The 17,445-nt window shown below is 46.7% G+C and carries 16 protein-coding genes and 1 pseudogene; 10 read left to right on the top strand and 7 right to left on the bottom strand.

All coding sequences use genetic code 11. The features are described 5' to 3' along the window. Positions 1-52: 52 nt before the first annotated feature. The 4 genes from JCM12308_RS14065 to JCM12308_RS14055 are packed head-to-tail and all read left to right on the top strand — an operon-like array spanning position 53 to position 4,538. Positions 53-2,539 carry a protein kinase domain-containing protein gene (locus JCM12308_RS14065; protein WP_054784181.1) on the top strand — a complete coding sequence of 829 codons (2,487 nt, stop codon included), beginning with the start codon at positions 53-55 and terminating at the stop codon, positions 2,537-2,539. A 47-nt stretch (positions 2,540-2,586) separates the two neighbouring features. Next, complete coding sequence (locus JCM12308_RS14060) at positions 2,587-3,606, top strand: hypothetical protein (protein WP_128647409.1); 1,020 nt, start codon at positions 2,587-2,589, stop codon at positions 3,604-3,606. 42 nt (positions 3,607-3,648) lie between these two features. Next, the gene (locus JCM12308_RS32310) at positions 3,649-3,843 is read left to right on the top strand and encodes an SDR family oxidoreductase (RefSeq protein WP_128647408.1); all 195 of its coding nucleotides are present in this window, start codon (positions 3,649-3,651) and stop codon (positions 3,841-3,843) included. A gap of 2 nt (positions 3,844-3,845) precedes the next feature. Next, entirely contained in the window at positions 3,846-4,538 is a 693-nt protein-coding gene (locus JCM12308_RS14055) for an SDR family oxidoreductase (RefSeq protein ID WP_164845315.1), read from the top strand. Here JCM12308_RS14055 and JCM12308_RS14050 read toward each other — a convergent pair. The 3 genes from JCM12308_RS14050 to JCM12308_RS14040 form a co-directional block, all read right to left on the bottom strand. Continuing rightward, positions 4,508-5,869, bottom strand: coding sequence for a TfuA-like protein (locus JCM12308_RS14050; protein ID WP_128647406.1), 1,362 nt, complete (start codon positions 5,867-5,869; stop codon positions 4,508-4,510). The two genes, JCM12308_RS14055 and JCM12308_RS14050, sit on opposite strands and share 31 nt — an antisense overlap. A 4-nt stretch (positions 5,870-5,873) precedes the next feature. Continuing rightward, the gene (locus tag JCM12308_RS14045) at positions 5,874-6,908 is read right to left on the bottom strand and encodes a YcaO-like family protein (RefSeq protein ID WP_208978572.1); all 1,035 of its coding nucleotides are present in this window, start codon (positions 6,906-6,908) and stop codon (positions 5,874-5,876) included. 280 nt (positions 6,909-7,188) lie between these two features. Then, the gene (locus JCM12308_RS14040) at positions 7,189-7,464 is read right to left on the bottom strand and encodes a hypothetical protein (RefSeq protein ID WP_054784177.1); all 276 of its coding nucleotides are present in this window, start codon (positions 7,462-7,464) and stop codon (positions 7,189-7,191) included. Positions 7,465-7,749: 285 nt separating this feature from the next. On the opposite strand from JCM12308_RS14040, the gene JCM12308_RS14035 reads away from it, so the two are divergent. Both JCM12308_RS14035 and JCM12308_RS33020 read left to right on the top strand, forming a co-directional pair. Beyond that, the gene (locus JCM12308_RS14035) at positions 7,750-8,349 is read left to right on the top strand and encodes an FHA domain-containing protein (protein WP_054784176.1); all 600 of its coding nucleotides are present in this window, start codon (positions 7,750-7,752) and stop codon (positions 8,347-8,349) included. Further along, positions 8,306-8,775 (top strand): annotated as a pseudogene (locus JCM12308_RS33020) (GGDEF domain-containing protein). The gene JCM12308_RS14035 and the pseudogene JCM12308_RS33020 overlap by 44 nt, the downstream one beginning before the upstream one ends. Before the next feature lie 151 nt (positions 8,776-8,926). Here the strand turns inward: JCM12308_RS33020 and JCM12308_RS14030 are convergent. Genes JCM12308_RS14030 through JCM12308_RS14015 form a run of 4 tightly spaced genes read right to left on the bottom strand, consistent with a single transcriptional unit; the run spans position 8,927 to position 12,838 of the window. Beyond that, positions 8,927-9,859: a 3-hydroxyacyl-CoA dehydrogenase family protein gene (locus JCM12308_RS14030; RefSeq protein WP_054784230.1), complete on the bottom strand. Its 933-nt coding sequence runs from the start codon at positions 9,857-9,859 to the stop codon at positions 8,927-8,929. 16 nt (positions 9,860-9,875) lie between these two features. Next, the gene (locus JCM12308_RS14025) at positions 9,876-10,829 is read right to left on the bottom strand and encodes an MBL fold metallo-hydrolase (RefSeq protein WP_208609266.1); all 954 of its coding nucleotides are present in this window, start codon (positions 10,827-10,829) and stop codon (positions 9,876-9,878) included. A 25-nt stretch (positions 10,830-10,854) separates the two neighbouring features. After that, positions 10,855-11,646 carry an enoyl-CoA hydratase/isomerase family protein gene (locus JCM12308_RS14020; RefSeq protein ID WP_054784174.1) on the bottom strand — a complete coding sequence of 264 codons (792 nt, stop codon included), beginning with the start codon at positions 11,644-11,646 and terminating at the stop codon, positions 10,855-10,857. Between the two features lies 1 nt (position 11,647). After that, positions 11,648-12,838 (bottom strand): CaiB/BaiF CoA transferase family protein, encoded by a 1,191-nt coding sequence (locus JCM12308_RS14015; protein ID WP_054784173.1) that lies wholly within the window; start codon positions 12,836-12,838, stop codon positions 11,648-11,650. Positions 12,839-13,190: 352 nt separating this feature from the next. On the opposite strand from JCM12308_RS14015, the gene JCM12308_RS14010 reads away from it, so the two are divergent. The 4 genes from JCM12308_RS14010 (at position 13,191) to JCM12308_RS13995 (ending at position 17,300) form a co-directional block, all read left to right on the top strand. After that, positions 13,191-14,195, top strand: a complete 1,005-nt coding sequence (locus JCM12308_RS14010; RefSeq protein ID WP_054784172.1) for a LacI family DNA-binding transcriptional regulator — start codon at positions 13,191-13,193, stop codon at positions 14,193-14,195. A 36-nt stretch (positions 14,196-14,231) separates the two neighbouring features. Continuing rightward, entirely contained in the window at positions 14,232-15,329 is a 1,098-nt protein-coding gene (locus tag JCM12308_RS14005) for a C4-dicarboxylate TRAP transporter substrate-binding protein (RefSeq protein WP_208609265.1), read from the top strand. Between the two features lie 223 nt (positions 15,330-15,552). Continuing rightward, positions 15,553-15,975 carry a TRAP transporter small permease gene (locus JCM12308_RS14000; RefSeq protein WP_164845314.1) on the top strand — a complete coding sequence of 141 codons (423 nt, stop codon included), beginning with the start codon at positions 15,553-15,555 and terminating at the stop codon, positions 15,973-15,975. A 2-nt stretch (positions 15,976-15,977) separates the two neighbouring features. Continuing rightward, positions 15,978-17,300, top strand: coding sequence for a TRAP transporter large permease (locus tag JCM12308_RS13995; protein WP_014290248.1), 1,323 nt, complete (start codon positions 15,978-15,980; stop codon positions 17,298-17,300). Positions 17,301-17,445: the final 145 nt, after the last annotated feature.

Genomic DNA, 17,445 nt, shown 5'->3' with positions numbered 1-17,445 from the left:
AACAACACTACATCTGATATATTATTAGAAAATTTTAGTAATAGATACTCAGATGCAACGTACAAAAAAACAGTTAGGTCCCTACAGAGTACTCAAGCAGATAGGGCAAGGGGGTATGGGGGTTGTGTTCGTTGGTGAACATACGGCCTCAGGCAAACAAGTCGCTATCAAAATGGCGACCAAACATGAAGCTACTAAGTTAAATCAACTCCGACAGGAGATTAGATCTCTTGCCAAGATTCAGCACCCTGGGGTTGTGCAAATTTTGGACCATGGCGTATCTGATGGACTTCCATGGCATGCAATGGAAGTGATAGAAGCGCCAACGCTTACAAATGTAACTAAGCAAATTTGGTCATCTCAAAGAACTAAACGCTATGTAAATAATGCTTCTAATGTATTCTTACCAGGGCAAGATTCAGACACAACAATTACGCAAGTAGGTGAGATAAACTTACGCGAAAGCGTCGAGTTCAAGGATTACAAATTTTTAACAAACCGCTCAAGCGATGCAGCAGCTGGTCGATTGAAAGACGTGTTAACGCTCACCTATGGCATTTGCGAAGTTCTTTCGTATGTACATAGCTCAGGCATTATTCATCGCGATCTAAAACCTGACAACATATTCATCTTAGAAAATATGTATCCCGTTCTCGTTGACTTCGGACTCGTCTCAGAAGTTCGAGGTACAGTAGGTAGAGAGGTTCTTGAGGACGCCCAAGCAACTAGTGGTTCACCATTTTTTATGGCACCTGAGCAAATCTTAAATGAAACCCTCGATGCGCGATGCGATCTATACAGCTTAGGATGTATTCTGTACGAACTTGTTACAGGACTTAAACCCTTTAGTGGTTCGCGAGTTCAAGTTCTTCATGGACATCTTGAGCGTAACCCGATTAACCCATCAGATCTTGTCCATGGTGTTCCGAAAGCACTTAATGACATGATCATGTCTCTCCTCTCAAAATCTACAGACCAGCGAATTGGTTATGCAGAAACAATTTTGCAAATTATCGAAACATTGGGAGTGCAACGTCCCCATTGGCCTAGTACGCCGTCGACGGGACACTCTTATCTTTATCGTGCATCATTTATAGAAAACTCAAAGATACAAGCAGACATAGAAGACCGTCTAATCCAAGCAAAAAACGGTAAAGGCCAAGTTGTAATAGCATTCGGAGAAAGTGGATTAGGAAAAACACGTTTTGCATCAGAGATTGCCAAAAGAGTACTGAAGACTGGAATCTCAGTTACTACTTGCGAGTGCTCATTCCGAGGAAGGCATGACACCCAACCCAAGCCAGTAACTCAACCACTTTATCCTTTCTTGCATTTGTTAGATCATATAGCCGACTACTGCACTGAAAAAGGATTAGAAGTATATGAAAATATTTTGAGTGAACACGCAGCAATACTCTCAGAATATTCCGCTAGTATAAAATCTCTCACCTGGGTCAAACATCTCCCCCTCGCTCCAAAGCTTGAGGCTGATCAATATCTTAATCGCTTATTCAATGCTTTACGTAGTGTTTTAGCCTCGTATTCTCAGGCAACTCCCCTTCTATTGATCTTAGATGATCTTCAATGGGCAGACGAACTATCCATCGCATTTTTGGAGTTTCTTACGAAAGAAGGTCTGGAGGGCATAGCAGTACTCATACTCGGAACGATGAGAACTGAGGAAAAAACTCAGCAAGTGAGCTCCATGCTTAAGTCAAACTGCGTGCGCGAAGTATTATTAGAAAGAATGGGCATTGGAGATGTAGAAAAACTAGCGTGCGGCATGCTCGCGACTGAAGAGATTCCCCAAAACTTTGCCGAGTTTCTTTTCGAGCAGAGTAATGGCAACCCATTTTTCATTGCGGAGTATTTGCGCACCGCAGTTGCCGAACACTTACTTCAACGCGACAGATCTGGTAAATGGAACTTCACGCATCATACTTCCTCCGAAGCATACTGCTTTAAGCAACTCCCGCTTCCTAACTCATTAAGTGAACTGATTAAGTTACGTATTAGCCGGCTCACTCCAGAAGCGCGTAAAGCGCTTGATTGCGCTGCACTTTTAGGCCGCGTGTTCGAGACAGAACTTGTCTCGTCCGTTATGCAATTACACGAAGAAAACTTAGGCCAGATAATTAATGAACTAGTTGAGCGCCAAGTTCTGGAAGCCGACGAAAAAGATGGCTTCCGCTTTTTACACGACAAAATTCGAGAAGTTACAGAGCACCAACTTTCCTCGCATCAACGTCGAGAGCTTCATGAAAAGATTGCAAGAAAGCTCGATAACTTAAGAACCAACGCACTCAAACCAGAAACTATCGACGCACGCCTGGGCCACCACTGGTCTTGTGCAGGCGTTCCAGCACGTGCTGCACGACATTTGCGATTTGCCGCTGACTTTGCTCATCACCAGCACGCCAATGATGAAGCCACGAGATTAAATAAGGCTGCTTTATCAGAAATCAAAAAAGCAGAGAAAACAGAAACAGGAAGGCAGCAATACTGGAACACCGAGCTATCTCAGTTAACATTGCTTTAGCTCAACTATACTCTCTCACAAGAAGTTATGAACTCGCCCGCGCACAAGTGGTAGATGCTCTCGAACGCCAACCAAGCGACGTAATTACCAAAGCTCGCCTATATCGACTTTCTGGAAAGACTTTTGAAGCAGAACATCGACACGACGATGCTTTGTCAGCTTATGATGAGGCTGAACGCATCTTGTATTCAAAACCTAACTCTTCGATAAACTGGGTGAATGAACATATAGAAGTGAAACTTGGTCGATTATGGACACATTATTGGGCTGCGAACTCTCGCTTAATGGACATAGAGATATCCGAAACGCAAGTTTTAGTTGAAGATAGCGGTCTACCTCAACATCGCTATCAATTTTATCTCACTCAAATATTTAGAAATTTGCGGCGTGATCGATATCAAGTTGATCAGCAAACTGTTCTATTGGGACGCCAATTACTATCAGCTGCAACTAGCGCCAACTTAGAGATAGAAACCTCCTTTGCTCAATTTGAGCTCGGATTTCTTTTATTGTTTGCCGGAGAACTAACTGAAGCAAAACAAGTGTTAGAAGAGGCATTGGAGCGATCAAAGCAAGTTGGCGATACTAGCAGCGAAGTCCGATCACTTTGCTATTACGTGATTTTATTGCGGAGAATGGGCAATATAGCGAAAACTGAAAATGCTGCACACAAGCTGTTGAGATCAGCAGGCAAAGCTCAGATGATGGACTACGTCGGAGTTGCTTATGCCTCTTTGGGATGGGTGTTCTTTAAAAAAGAAAATCTCGATTTTGCCAAAGTAAAAATTAAGAAAGCAAAAGAAATTTGGTCTTCTCTTTCGTTTGATTATTCCATGAAATGGACTGCCGTCATTGTAGAATTAAAGATCTCGTTTGAAGAGAGAGATGTAAAAAGACTAAATGATTGTGCATTAAGCTTGCTGCACCATATTCAGCTCAAGCTCCCTGATAAGGTTGAGCTTGCCTTAGAAGGTATAACAGCAGCCTTCTCTGAAAAAGACCATCTCGAGGTGCTCAGACACGCAAAAGAAGCATTATTTCAAGCTGAAGCCTCAAATTATCTGTAAACTACATAGCATTAGAATCATGCCATTTTATAGGGAAATAAAATGATCCTCGTTGTTGGAGCAACCGGAGAACTCGGTTCAAGAGTCTGCAAAAACTTAATTGCAAAAGATCAGTCGGTCAGAGCAATGGTGCGCCGTAACAGCAACCAAGAAGTTGTTGAGACACTAAAAACACTTGGAGCTGAAGTTGTAGTAGCAGATTTAAAGGACCCTACTTCTTTAAAGTTAGCTGCATAGGAGTGGATACAGTTGTCTCTACGGCAACATCTGTCTCTAGGCCAAGCGAGACCGACACCTTTGAAAGCGTTGACCACCAAGGTCAAATAAACCTTGTGACTCTTGCGAAAGAATGCGGTGTCAAACATTTTGTTTTTGTTTCATTTCCTGAATTTCAGGGAACATTTCCGCTCCAGAGCGCTAAACGAGCCGTCGAGGCCTCCCTGCAAGCTAGTGGAATGGATTATACAATTATTCAAGCCCCACATTTTCAAGAATCTTGGCTGACAGCGCCGACCGGTATAAATCCTGAGACCAATGCTATTCTGACGTTTGGCGGCGGGGAAGGCAAGGTTTCCTGGATTGCAATTGATGATGTATGTGAAGCCATCAGCACAAGCGTCAAAGCTCCAGAAGCTAGAAACCGTATACTTAAAGTCGGAGGCCCCGAGGCACTCAGTCAGCAAGATATTATCTTGCTCTGCGAAAACCTTACTGGCAAATCTTTTAAACGCGAAAATATACCTCAAGAGCAGTTGGATACAATGTCTGCATCAGAAGATCCTATGATGCAGACCTTTTCAGGCTTGATGACTGTGTGCGTAAATGAGGGCTGCGAGGTCGACAACACGGAGGCTCAGCAGATTTTGGGTTTCCGCCCACGGCCAATCAAAGACCATCTTACTCAGCTGGTAGCTTCACTATCTTCCAGTTGAGGACTTGAAGATAACGCTACCTTATAAAGGTAATCCTTGATAAGGGTCTGAAGAAAAGCCTTTCGGCTCTTCAGACCTAACTCAGCAATGTGACTGCCTAGATGAACGGGAACACCAATACCCAACTGCTTATTAAAATGCCAATCTAGAAGCTGTTCTTCAGAAAGATTATCTTCGCCTTTTAAAAAGCTCTTTAACTGACCATCTGAGATTAGTTTGCTCTTGGCAGTAACTTTTTGAAGAAGGTCGCCATATATCCCCGTGGAGCGCAAAACATCCAATAAGGATTTTCTAATTTCAGACTCCAGATCAATTTTTATGGCTTCAACACGCTGTTCACGCTTAATCAAAGAAATCAATTCACCAGTATCAAGCCTCTGGCTATGTAGCCATTTCTGAATTTCCGGGCCCTCGATCAAATTACGGCTAACAAAAAAGGCATGAAGCTTTTGCTGGAAGCGTTCTGGTTGCTCCGTAATTGCCTTCCGATCTGCTTCTTTTAATGCCAGAGCTCTGGCAACACCCCTTTCAATTATTTGGTTGTACAAAATCGGATCAAGACGTAACTCGTCTAACATTTCATCAAGCTTTTCGCTTCCCTTTGCAGGAGCAGTTTGTCGGATAAGCTTTTCCCAAGTATCTGTATGTGAAAAAGAGAATGAAACTTCTTTAGGCCCGCAAGACTGAGCCTGATGCTTTGACATGACATGAAGCATTTCCATGGCATCTTCATGCTTGATATCTACCTTGCCAGTCGGTAACCAACTTCGAAATCGTAAAGCCTCATCCCGATTTCCCTGCCCTTCCAACACCGTCATCAGGCGCTCATAACTACGTGTTGGAAAATGACATAACTTGCTCTCTTTTTCGCAGAGCTCTCGAAATGCTTTCGATATCACATTCTCTTTTTCAGCACGCTCTAAGGTTGCACGAATATTAACCATAGCTTCAGACAGCTTTGGATATCCTAGTTCTGCTGGCCCGTGAGCAATTGCAACTTCATCATCATCTTCAAGCTTGGCGTCATGAAAAGCTTGAAATACCTTACCAATGCCAACCATACCAAAGGGTACTAGTTCAGCCGCACGTAACGCTCCCATGCTTGACGCACCATAAACGTGCACACCCTGTGACAACGCCCAAAGGATTTCTTTATGCCAAACAGCAGGGACCTGCTCAAAGAAACCATCTATAATCCCAATAAATCGTGCGCCGCGCTCAACAGCACGATAAACATCACCTTGAGATACTGGAGGTTGGAAACTGGCATCCAAAATGGATTTTGCTTCAGCTAATGAAAGGCTTGGGCCAACGAAAACAACTGCTGACATTATTTCAACTACCCCCAGCACAAGAACGCTTTTGCTGTTTCAAACGCTTGCCCGGTACATAGCCGGGTGCATCGTGCAGGCCTTCCAAACCGGGAATAACTACTCGTACAACATCAATACCTTCAATATATCCACCAAGATTAACTATGGCCAACTGCTCGATACCGACAGAACGAAGTTGTTCTATTTGCCGTGCAATGTCATACTCAAAACTCTGCTCTTCAAAGCTAGGCACTTCAGAGAAGTGAAGTCCTGAACTCTCTCCGCCTTCAATTACTCTTCTCTGAACTTCTAAAATCCGATCACGATTTCTCGCTATCTCAAAAAAGTCACGGTGAGCATCGTCTCTCGCTCCAGCAATGAAGGTTAGTCGAGTTTGGGCGGCTTCCGTCAACGCTCTCAAGAGAGCAACCTCACGAGAGCAGTGGCAGCCACTACCGTCACTTACATATAGCTGTCCTAAATGATTAGGATGGAGGTCAACAAGCGTACATGCAAATGCTGGCAACCCGATATCTGTTGTGATTGACCACACTCCAACAGCTTGCCCAGCTTCACGAAGCATTTTCATCACTGCAAGACAATCCGGATCCTCAACTGACGCCAAGTTGAGACGGCTCTTTGTACAAGTCGTAGAACCACTAGCAGACCAAAGAGCGAGCGCATCTCGCTCTACTAGTTCGCAGATCCCATGACTTACAGCTTCTTGCCAACAATTGCCACTGGCGAGCCCATTAGAACTCATCTGAAAGTAACCACTACTACCTGATAACGGCAGCGTGAAATTGGTATGAACCATCTCATATGGCACCCAGATAGGATTATCTTCTATCAGGTCGTGCCCTTCACACCATAGTATCTGGCGGTCTGCCGGTAACTGTTGTTTAAACTGGCGAGGGAGTTTAGAAACATCAAGAATGGTCCCCTCCTGAGAAACATCGGCTAGACTTGCTAGCTTCAATGGCAGTTTAACATTTTCTGCATGATGTAGCTCAATTGCTTCCATCAAACCAGATGCCTTAGCAGCAGAAAGTCCCAAGCCTTTACCTTGAGAAACTGCAAGAGAGCGAGCATTGGTCGATAAACAGAAACTACTGGGAGACCAATTTTATCAAGTCCAGTGATATTCGCTACTCGAGTAATCCCAAATTTAGTCAAATGCGGTTGCACCCTCTCAATCGTCTCTAAAGGTGAAATAAGACGATGAGTTCCTTTGCGATATCCTTTCTTTGCGTTCGACTTCACAGTCGAACGCATTGGTGTCAGCTTCTGCATTTGCTGAGGACATGCCTTTCCCGCTTCATGCGGTGCCATACCTTTCAGTATCCGCCTTTAATCACATCAATATTCAGGAGAAAACAAGTTGCGCCTACATTACTTGGTGAAGCATCTACAGCTGTATTTTGTTCATCATAATTTGGGATTGATGCGACTGCTGCACCAAACTTCACCAGTTCTTCCACTCTTAGATGTTCGGAAACAGGCTCAGGCGTTTTACCCTTCCACTCTTTTTCTGGGATGCGATATACTTCATCCTTCCAGATGATCAGAACATCCTGATCATACTCAGCTTGCTTACCGTCATTATTAGACATTTTTGTTCTCCGTGATATTAAGAATCAAATAAGTATACCTGGGTTTTATTATCACCCCTGCATATATTTACAATCATAGATTGCTATATTATAATTCAACTAATTATTTGACCTAATTAGCAATACTGAGAAGCTACAAGACGCTATCACAATCAATCTGAAAACGGCTTCAAGCTTGAGCTCGCTGATGTTTCAACAGAAGTTGCATGTAAATTAATAATTCCGAATACCGTTATGGCACACTCGTCTAGTCGCATCGGAATTTAACGGACACCCAGTGCCTATATGAGCCACAATGACCTTAGAACTGGCAAGAATCAGCAATCTTTAAATCATAAGAATGATTTAGAGCAGGGGATAGATGAAACAGTTCAATACGACCCTTCACAACACCCGTTTGATATCGCCAACCAATCAGGTCAAAACGATAACTCACAGCCTGGCATAATGTTTGTCAATGGCAATGAAACCGGGCAAGTTCATCTTCTCAACACCCCCCTAACGCAAGTTGGACGATCGCTAGATTCTCACATTTTGGTTAGAGACACGAGCGTTAGTCGACGGCATCTCCTTCTAGAAGCAACACCAGAAGGAGTTCAAGTAATCGACTTGAAATCGCGCAATGGTGTCTTTGTAAATGGGTCTCAAGTAAAAAGGTCCTGGATAGCTCCTAACGACCTAATTCGTGTCGGACCCAAAGTACTTTTTCGATACTCTGTCTTTTCCAATACTGAGCTCGATGTTTTGAGAAGAATGCACCAAGCCGCCACGTTGGACTCACTTACGCTTACCTATAATAGAAAATACTTCAGCGGTTATTTAGAGCAACTTAAGTCTCTAAATAAACAAAAAACAAAATCTGTCGCTAATCCTGATAGATATTGATTACTTCAAGAAAATTAATGACACGTTCGGACATCATCTAGGAGATCAAGCGCTAAACCACATCGCCACAATAATTCGCTCAACGGTGAGGCTGATGACATTGTTTGCCGTTATGGTGGTGAAGAGTTTACAATATTGCTCAATAATGCATCCAGCGCTGTATCAACAGAAATTGCCGAACGAATTCGTAAAAAGATCGACATAACCCCTTTGCGCCAAGATGGTAATACAATTCACTTAACTGTATCAATCGGTATTGCCTTGATTGAGGAGACAAACGGAAACCTCGATAAACTATTCCAGTTAGCAGATACACGTATGTATGCAGCAAAAAAAAGCGGTCGAAATCGAGTGGTAAGCTTACAAAGATCAGTCAGCAACAACTCTATTCATGACAATTACAACACAAGCATTTACCCCCCCTAATGTAACTAAATATCCATTTTGATGTTAATTTATCCAACTAATACTAATAATATCATCACTTCATTTCAAAATCTTATTTTTTAGTTTGGCATTGGCAAAAATGCTTTTGGCAGCACAGTCATCCGTGCCACCGTTTCTCTTGTCTTTTGTTTTACATCATAACCTTAGCACCTGCCTGAATCTTCACGCGGCGGACGATTTCGGCGTCGCGATTGGATTTGAACTGGTCGGGGTCACGGTCTTTCCAGTTGTAGAAGCCTTGACCGGAGCGCATGCCGGTGTGGCCTTCTTTCAGGAGTTTGCCGATTGAGGTCTCGTGTGGGTCGCTGACATTGTAAAGGTCTTTCCAGACGGCTTGTGCGGCATCGCCGCTGATCAGGTCCAGACCGGCAAGATCAGCATGTTCGAAGGCGCCCATTGCCGGAAGACGTGAGGCGTAACCTTGCTTCAGGATGGTGTCACAAGCTTCCGGAGTGACAAGGCCTTTGTCCACGAGGCAAACAAACTCACGAAGAACTGCATGCTGGATGCGTGCCCAGAGGAAGCCTGGGATATCCGGACAGAGAACAGGTGTTTTGTCAGTATCGTTCAGCAGCTGTGTAACAGCTTCAGTCACTGCTTCACTCGTCTGCTCACCCGGAACCACCTCAACAAGCTTTACCAAATATGCTGGCTGTGCGTAGTGAGCGATACAGAAGCGGCTTGGTTTGTTCAGGGCAGCCTGAATGGAGGTTGCACTCAGAGCAGATGTGGTTGAAGACAGGATTGCGTCTTCTGAACAGAACTCCTCTGCCTGTTTCAGCACGGCTTGTTTGATACCGATGTCTTCCAGCACGGCCTCAATAATAAAGCCTGCTGGTCCAGCTGCTTCCTTCATGTCATTGGTGAAGGAAATGCGCTTTAGAACAGCTTCTTTGTTTTCTGCTTTGGCGAGGCCTTCAGAAACCACAAAGTCGAAAGCTTGTTCTGCACGTTTTGCAGAATCTGCTAGATCAGCTTCTGGACGATCCCAAACAGCAACTTCAGCTCCACCGAGGGCCAATGAGAACGCAATGTGCGTTCCCATGGTGCCGGCGCCAATCACGGCGCATTTTGGCAATTTAGTCACCGCAGTATACCCATCCGTTGTTTTCTTTTTTCACGACACCCTTCATTTCGAAGGCGTTCAGGCTCGCATTAACCGAAACAAGCGCACGCCATTCACGAACCATGCCTTGATCATCGCAAGCGCGGTCGCGGATTTCCCGGAAGGAAATGCCCGGCTTTTCCTTAATTGCATCAAGAATGGACTTTTCAACCTGATCCACGCGGCGACGGCAGTCACTGAGAAGTTCCATGGTGCCTTCAACGCCCATAGGTTCTTCGTGTGCAAAGATCACGGTTTCTACATTACGCTCCTTCAGGAAGCGCTCCAGCTTATCGAAGGTTGCCCGCATGGTTTTTGGGCATTCGTAGAGGTACAGAACCGGATTGATCTTAGGCAGAAGCGGGTCTGCAATAACAAGGGTCTTGGTGGATTCTTCGAAGAAGCCGATTTCAGCCATGGAGTGACCGAGGAACTCAATGGTCTCCAGTACAATTCCACCGCCAAGATCAATCTTGTCGCCTTCGGTGATAATCATGTCCAAACCAGCAGCCGTTGGACCCATCCAGTCCAGATATTCTGGATCCAGATCGAACTCTTCCCCTTCAGCGAATGCGTGGACGATGGTTTTTGCGTTCAGCATGTTGTCGGCAATGCGGTCCATGCGGCCTGGATGAGACAGGATTTTGCAGCCTGTTTCTTCTTTCAACCAACCATTATTGCCAACATGGTCCATGTGTTCATGGGTAATCAGCAGATAATCCAGATCGGACTTCTTGTATCCCAACTCATCGAATGCCTTTTTAAGATCTGGCAATCCGCCATAAAGACCGGAATCGATGAGTGCCAGCTTGTTTTCACCTTTTACGAAGAACACGCGAGTTGCGGTTTTACCTTCGTGATCGCCCGGAAGACCCATGCTGACTGTCGCAAATGGACCTTTTCTATAACTAATGACGCTATCGGACATTTTTCTTCCTTCGCTATGAATTTTATTATTTGCCCTGAAACACAGGGTCTCGTTTCTCAATGAAGGCAGCGATGCCTTCTTTTCCGTCTTCGGTCGCGTAAAGAGCGCCCAGAACACGCTGTTCAAATGTCAGGCCAGCGCTCAGCGCCGCATCCAAGCCATCATCGTTGACGCGTTTACCTTCCCGCAAAGCCACAGGGGCTTGAGCTGCAAGAGTTTCTGCCAGTTCCATAGCGCGTGGCATCAGTTCATCAGGCGCGCAGGCTTCCAATGCGGCGCCATACTCAACAGCTTCCTTCGCAGTGATCATGCGACCTGTAAGCAGGATTTCCTTTGCGCGCATCGGCCCAACAAGGCGTGGCAGGCGCTGTGTGCCACCGCCACCTGGCAACAGGCCAAGCTTGATTTCCGGCAGACCAAGTTTGGTTTTTTCATTCACAAGAATGAAATCGCAGCACATAGCGATCTCGAAGCCGCCGCCCAGAGCGTATCCATTGACTGCACAAATGGTGATCTGTGGTAGGTTTGCGATGGCATCGAAGGTCTGGCGGGAACGACGCTGGAAGTCGTCGAAGACTGTCTGGCCTACATTGTGGTAGCCGGTGATATCCGCGCCAGCCACAAAACCGCGGCCAGTTCCTGTGATGATCAATACGCGAACTTCGTCTTTACGGGCATGAAGCTCATTCACATAATTGCCGATGGCTTCCTGAATTTCGAAGTTGAGAGCACCCAGAGCTTCTTCCCGGTCGATGCGCAAGATTTCGATGGGGCCTTTGCGCTCAAGTACCAAATGTTTATGGAGACGTTCTTCCATCTCAGAGTGCTCCAGCTTCGCTGAGTTTGCGATAGGTATCCTCGCCCAGCATTTCAGTGATGACTTCTTTTGTGTGCTGGCCAACAGTTGGTGCAGCGGATTTTGTCTGGACTGGAGTTCCGTATAGCGTGATTGGGTTGCCCACCGCTTTGACTTCGCCCGCTACCGGGTGCTGCATAGTGACCAGCCGGCCAGAATCCAGATCAACCAGTTCTTGCATGGCTTCATGCGCGTTTCGGATTGGGGCTGCCCAAACATCCTGTTCGCGGAACTGTTTCATCCACTCTTCGGTGGTTTTGGCGACTGTCAGAGATTCAATGAGGCGTTTTGCTTCGTTGCGCTCTTCCCAGGAATCCAGCTTGCTGAGTTCCTCACTGCCAAGGATGTCGCCTAACTTGTCCAGCGGGCACATCGCGATGCAGACCCAACCGTCTTTTGTTGGGTAGCTGCCGTAAGGCGCATCATTCCATGCAGATGCAATACCTGCTTCGGAGCGCTCCAGAGCGATGTCCTGATTGAGAACGGCAAAGTTCTCCTGTCCCATCATCGCAAGGGTTGCAGAATAGAGGTTTGTTTCCAGCTTCTGGCCTACACCGTGTGTGTTGCGAGCGACGATTGCACCGAGAATGCCAATCGCCAATGCTTGTGAGGCTGCAAAGTCTGCAACTGCAGTACCGCAAGCAGTTGGTGCATCGCTCTTTTTGCCGGTGTTGAACATAATGCCGGACATGGCCTGAATCAGAAGATCCTGTCCCGGCCAATTGTCTTTAGCGAGATAGCTATAGGTGCCCCAACCGTTGCCGGAGGCATAAATGATTTTCGGATTGACCTTTTTGAAGTCCTCGTATCCCAGCCCGAGACGATCCATGACGCCGGAACGGTAGTTTTCGACGACTACATCGCAGTTTTTTGCCAATTCAAGGAGAGCTGCACGGCCTTCTTCAGCCTTCAAGTTGACAGTGATGGAACGCTTGTTGCGGTTGAATGCATGAAATGCAGCACCATCACCGCCAACCAGCTCACCGAGAATAGGCATAGAACGAATCCATTCGCCTTTTCCCGGGCGCTCAACTTTGATGACATCAGCTCCAAGGTCAGCCAGGTTTTGTGTGCACAGTGGACCAAGCATCATCTGCGTAAAGTCAAGTACTCTGATCCCTTCAAGAGCCCCAACCTGCTTAGCAGTACTCATTTTTACCTCTTTAGATTATCTCAATATTCAAAACCCCATGAGCTATCGCAGGCCGCAGGAAGCAACCCGCTCGAAATAGAATTCCGAGGCGCAAAGTGGGATAAATTGAAAGAAGCGAATGGCCCTGTTTTTGTGTGAAGGCTCATCCGTTACGCCAAACGTTTCCCGAATTTTGAATTTTGTAAAGAGCAAAAAATATCTTTTTCAGAGAATCCGTATTCATGGGTACAACGTTTTACCACTCAAAAATAATTTGGTAAAAGTGTTGAGCAATCGTTTTACCAATGCTACCAAAATTACGAATTGATTTCGAATCGAGTTTTTTCAATGAGCCAACACAGGGGAGCCTAGGGTGGTTACAATAACAGACATTGCAAATCGTGCAGGTGTCTCTCCAAGCGTTGTGTCGAGGATCGTCAACGGAGATAAAAAACTCCGTGTTAGTGCTGCAACCAGAGCACGCGTTCAGGCGATTATTGAGGAAACCGGATATAAGCCAAACGTGGCAGCCCGGTCTCTTCGATCCTCAGAAACAGGACTTCTTGCACTCGTAGTGCATGACATTACTAATCCCGTTTACTCAGAGATCGTTGCTGGTGCGCAAGCTGGTGCCTCTGAGTTCGACAAGATTATTCTGGTTGGAGAGGCAGATAGTCTTGGCGCCAACGTATCCAAGATTGAAAGCCTTATTGCCGGTGGCGGAGTAGACGGACTTATACTTCAAGGTGCAGGCACAGAGCTCGACAAAGCGATTGAGCATGCTGTCAGTCGCAAAATACCACTCGTTTTCCTGCAATCTGGCGATATCAACATTGCCCCGGTTCTGCGTATGGATGACCTTCTCGCAGGCAAAATGGCGACGCAGTATCTGATTGATCACGGACATAAGAATATCGGCGTTATCAGCACCAAGAGGAACCTTCAGTTCAGTGAAGCTCGTTTGGATGGCTGGAAGCAGGCACTTTTGGAGGCAAGCCTGCCCATCAGTGAAAGCGCTATAGCTGCGGCAAATCCTAATTATGAGAGCGGTTATCACGCAGCAAAGGAACTGTTTGAGCAACGCCCCGACATTACAGCGATTTTGGTGTCGAATGCTATGTCAGCCGTGGGAGCGCTGGCCTATCTGAACGATGCTGGAAAACGCGTTCCAGAGGATGTCTCTGTCATCGGTATTAATGACGTCAACTTGGCTGAGTTTGTTCGGCCGGCTTTGACAGTTGTGAAAATGCCTCTTCGCACTATGGGACTGGAAGCTGTGCGGATGATTTGCTCTGGCAAAACAAGTTCAAACAAGAAACTGGAAATTCTCGATCAAGCCCCATTGCTTGTAGAAAGATCGAGTGTCTCAAAAAGATAATAATCAAGTTAAGTGACTTTACACAGGGAGAAAATCGTGAAAAACGACGTTAAAAGATCACGCTTAACACTGGGTACTGCCCTTGGGAGTGCTGTATTTGCAGCAGCTAGTCTTGCATTGGTATCAACATCACTTGCAGATACCTTTTCATTTCGGGTAGGTTCCGGCCACCCTGTCAAAGGCCTCTCCCATATGGAAGCCTTGGAATATCAATTCCTTCCTGAAGTGGCCAAACGTGTTGAAGAGCGAACTGACCACAAAATCAAATGGATCAAAGCTTATTCTGGCTCACTGGTCAAACTGCCAGAAACTCTGGGTGCAACCCAGAAGGGTCTGATTGATATTGGCGTTATCAATTACCCTCATATCACTGAGCTGTTTGTTCAGAACTTCCCATTCTACTTCCCGTTCCAGACTGGCGACGCTGTTATGGCGACAAAAGCTGTACGCGCAACGTTTGATGAAGTGCCTTGGCTCACAAAGTCTTTCGAAGAAAAATATAACCAGAAGCTGCTCGCAATTGGCGCAAACGGCAACTACGGTATTGGCACGACCTTCCCATTTGAAAAATTTGAAGACCTGAAGGGCAAGAAGGTTGGTGCGGGCGGACCAAACCTGCTGTGGTTTGAAGGTACTGGTGTTGCGCCTGTTACGACCAATCTAGGTGAAGCTTACAACGCTTTGAAGTCAGGCATTTATGACGGCCTGGTTATTTTCCCTGGACCTTACTATGGCTTCAAGCTGCAGGAAGTGGGCACGAACTTTACCGTGGCGAACTTCGGGTCCCCATCTGCACTTTCCATCAATATGAACTTGGACCGCTGGAACAAGCTTCCAAAAGAAGTTCAGGACATCTTCCTCGAAGTTTCTGCTGAGTATGAAATCCATTCCTCGGAGCTGGCAAACGAAGCAGATGCGAAAGGGCTGGAGCACCTGAAAGCGGCTGGCACAAACATCATCAACCTGCCAGTTGAAGAACAAGCAAAATGGGCTCGTGGTCTGGCTGAGTATCCGAACCGTCAGGCAGAAGAAGCAACCTCCCGTGGAGCTCCTGGCACCGAGATCTTCAGAACTTACATCAAGAACCTGAAAGAACTCGGCTATCAGTGGCCACACGAATACCAGATCAAATAGGACTGCGTTCGGCCGGGAGGTGGTCCCTCCCGGCCAGTGGCGCCACTTGCTCTGAGTTTAAAGCGGCAAGTCATTGCAGGGCCTGATTCTGGATCCTCTGGTTATTTCCTACCTTTAGTGCGTATGTGGGGCGCAGATGACAATAAGAAGCGCAATAAGTGCCATAAACAGAGGGGTGTACATGTTGAGTGCGCTTCTAATACTGTTTGTCACTTCTTTGATTGTGTTGGATGTTCTGGGGCGTGGCTTATTCAATAAGCCTTTGACTGGCACAGTAGAAATTGTGAGCAATATTATTGTTGTTATCGCATTTCTTCAAATCTCTTACTCCATCCAGACAAATGGCATGTTCCACACGGACATGTTCGTAAATTTACTTCCCGAAGGCTTGAAGAAATTCGTTCGACTGCTCGGTGAGCTTGCAGGAGCAGCACTGCTTGGAATGATGATTTATGCCTCGTGGGAACCAATGCTGCACTCATGGAGCATTGGCGAGTACTTTGGCGGCGGCCAGTTTCGCTTTCCCGTCTATCCGGTAAGAACAGTCGTGGTTTTCTGCTGCTGTCTTGCCTTCCTCAATTACTTGCTTCGCGCCTTTGATGCTGTGACTGGCAGTAATTCCTCAGTTTCTCAAGAGGAGCTCTGATCATGTCCGAACTTACGCTTGTCTCCTGCATGTTTGGCGGTCTGCTGCTTCTGATCTTTGCTGGCTTCCATATCTTTGTTGCATTGGGTCTGGTAACAATCGCGGGTGTCTGGGCTTTCTCCGGCAGTTTTGATCTGGCAATGACACTTCTCTCCACCACGCTGATTGAAGCATTGCGAGAGTACGTTTTTGCGGTCATTCCGCTATTCGTCCTGATGGGTGAGTTTCTAGCGCGCAGTGGCGCGGCGAAAGACTTGTACAGGGTCATGAACAAGGCCTTCCGTCGCCTTCCTGGCCGGTTGGCTGTGGCAACGGTTGCTGGTAACACCGTCTTTGCAGCTGCTGTTGGTGTAAGCATTGCGTCTGCAGCGACCTTCACCCGGATTGCTTATCCAGAAATGAAGCAGCAGAACTACAATGACTCCATCTCTCTTGGTTGTATTGCCGGCAGTGCGTGTCTCGGCATGCTCATTCCGCCAAGCACGCTGCTGATCATCTATGGCATGCTCACAGAGATGTCGATTGGCAAACTCTTTGCGGCTGCCCTTATTCCGGGCCTTGCTCTGGCAACCTTGTTCGCGCTGTATGTTGTCGGGCTGGCGATCTTCAGACCGGAATGGCTTGGTGAAACCAAGGGGAATGATCAGGTTCAGTACAATGAGGAACCACTGGGCCGTGTTGAATACATTGGAGGTCTGGGCACCATCTGTGTGATCTTCCTCGTACTCGGCGGTATCTGGTTTGGCTGGTTTACGCCGACTGAAGCTGCTGGTTTCGGTGCTCTGCTGGGCTTCATCCTGGCTCTGATCAAAGGTTTGAAGAAAGATCAGATCGTTGAATCGATCCTGCACACAGGTCGCGTCTCAGCTCCTCTGCTTTTGCTGCTAATCTTTGGTTCTTTCTATGGTCGTCTGCTGGCATTCGGCGGGGTTATTGATCTGGTAGACGGCGTGATTGGTGGCTGGGGTCTGTCTCCGGGAATGCTGCTGGTGGTGATGGTCTTTGTCTGGTTCATCATGGGCATGTTCATCGACTCCAACTCGATCATTCTACTGTCCATTCCGATCTTTGCTCCGATTGCAATCGCGGCAGGTTACGAGCCTCTCCAGTTTGCAATCATCGCGATCCTGGCAATCGAAGCAGGTATCCTGACACCTCCACTAGGGCTCTGCGTCTACACGGTGAAAGCGGCGCTCAATGACCCCGCAATCACCTTGGGCCAGATCTTCAAAGGGGCAGCACCCTACTGGATCATGCTGCTTATCCTGATCATTCTTCTGGTGAAGGTGCCAATGGTCACCAATTACCTGCCGAGCATTATGTAGCTCCCGACTTAGAGAAAGAGCCACCCTACGGAGATTTCCCCTCTCTGGCTCTTTCTCTGCTCCTCCCAAAACGAAGGCCTTTCTCGTCCGGTTCTGCATCCGGCCTGATCCTTCCAAAAACAGAACACAGTTGCACAGAGATAAA

Origin of the sequence: Pseudovibrio denitrificans JCM 12308, from assembly GCF_001310815.1 — a bacterium.
Taxonomy (GTDB): Bacteria; Pseudomonadota; Alphaproteobacteria; order Rhizobiales; family Stappiaceae; genus Pseudovibrio; species Pseudovibrio denitrificans.
Note: the sequence above shows the minus strand (reverse complement) of the source record. Positions and strands in the feature narration are given on the sequence as shown.

Bases quoted from the DNA above. Each gene is read 5' to 3' on its own strand.
- JCM12308_RS14025 (WP_208609266.1), bottom strand. From the start codon at position 10,829: ATGTCCGATAGCGTCATTAGTTATAGAAAAGGTCCATTTGCGACAGTC.
- JCM12308_RS32310 (WP_128647408.1), top strand. From the start codon at position 3,649: ATGATCCTCGTTGTTGGAGCAACCGGAGAACTCGGTTCAAGAGTCTGC.
- JCM12308_RS13995 (WP_014290248.1), top strand. From the start codon at position 15,978: ATGTCCGAACTTACGCTTGTCTCCTGCATGTTTGGCGGTCTGCTGCTT.
- JCM12308_RS14015 (WP_054784173.1), bottom strand. From the start codon at position 12,838: ATGAGTACTGCTAAGCAGGTTGGGGCTCTTGAAGGGATCAGAGTACTT.
- JCM12308_RS14020 (WP_054784174.1), bottom strand. From the start codon at position 11,646: ATGGAAGAACGTCTCCATAAACATTTGGTACTTGAGCGCAAAGGCCCC.
- JCM12308_RS14040 (WP_054784177.1), bottom strand. From the start codon at position 7,464: ATGTCTAATAATGACGGTAAGCAAGCTGAGTATGATCAGGATGTTCTG.
- JCM12308_RS14050 (WP_128647406.1), bottom strand. From the start codon at position 5,869: ATGTCAGCAGTTGTTTTCGTTGGCCCAAGCCTTTCATTAGCTGAAGCA.
- JCM12308_RS14065 (WP_054784181.1), top strand. From the start codon at position 53: ATGCAACGTACAAAAAAACAGTTAGGTCCCTACAGAGTACTCAAGCAG.
- JCM12308_RS14035 (WP_054784176.1), top strand. From the start codon at position 7,750: ATGAGCCACAATGACCTTAGAACTGGCAAGAATCAGCAATCTTTAAAT.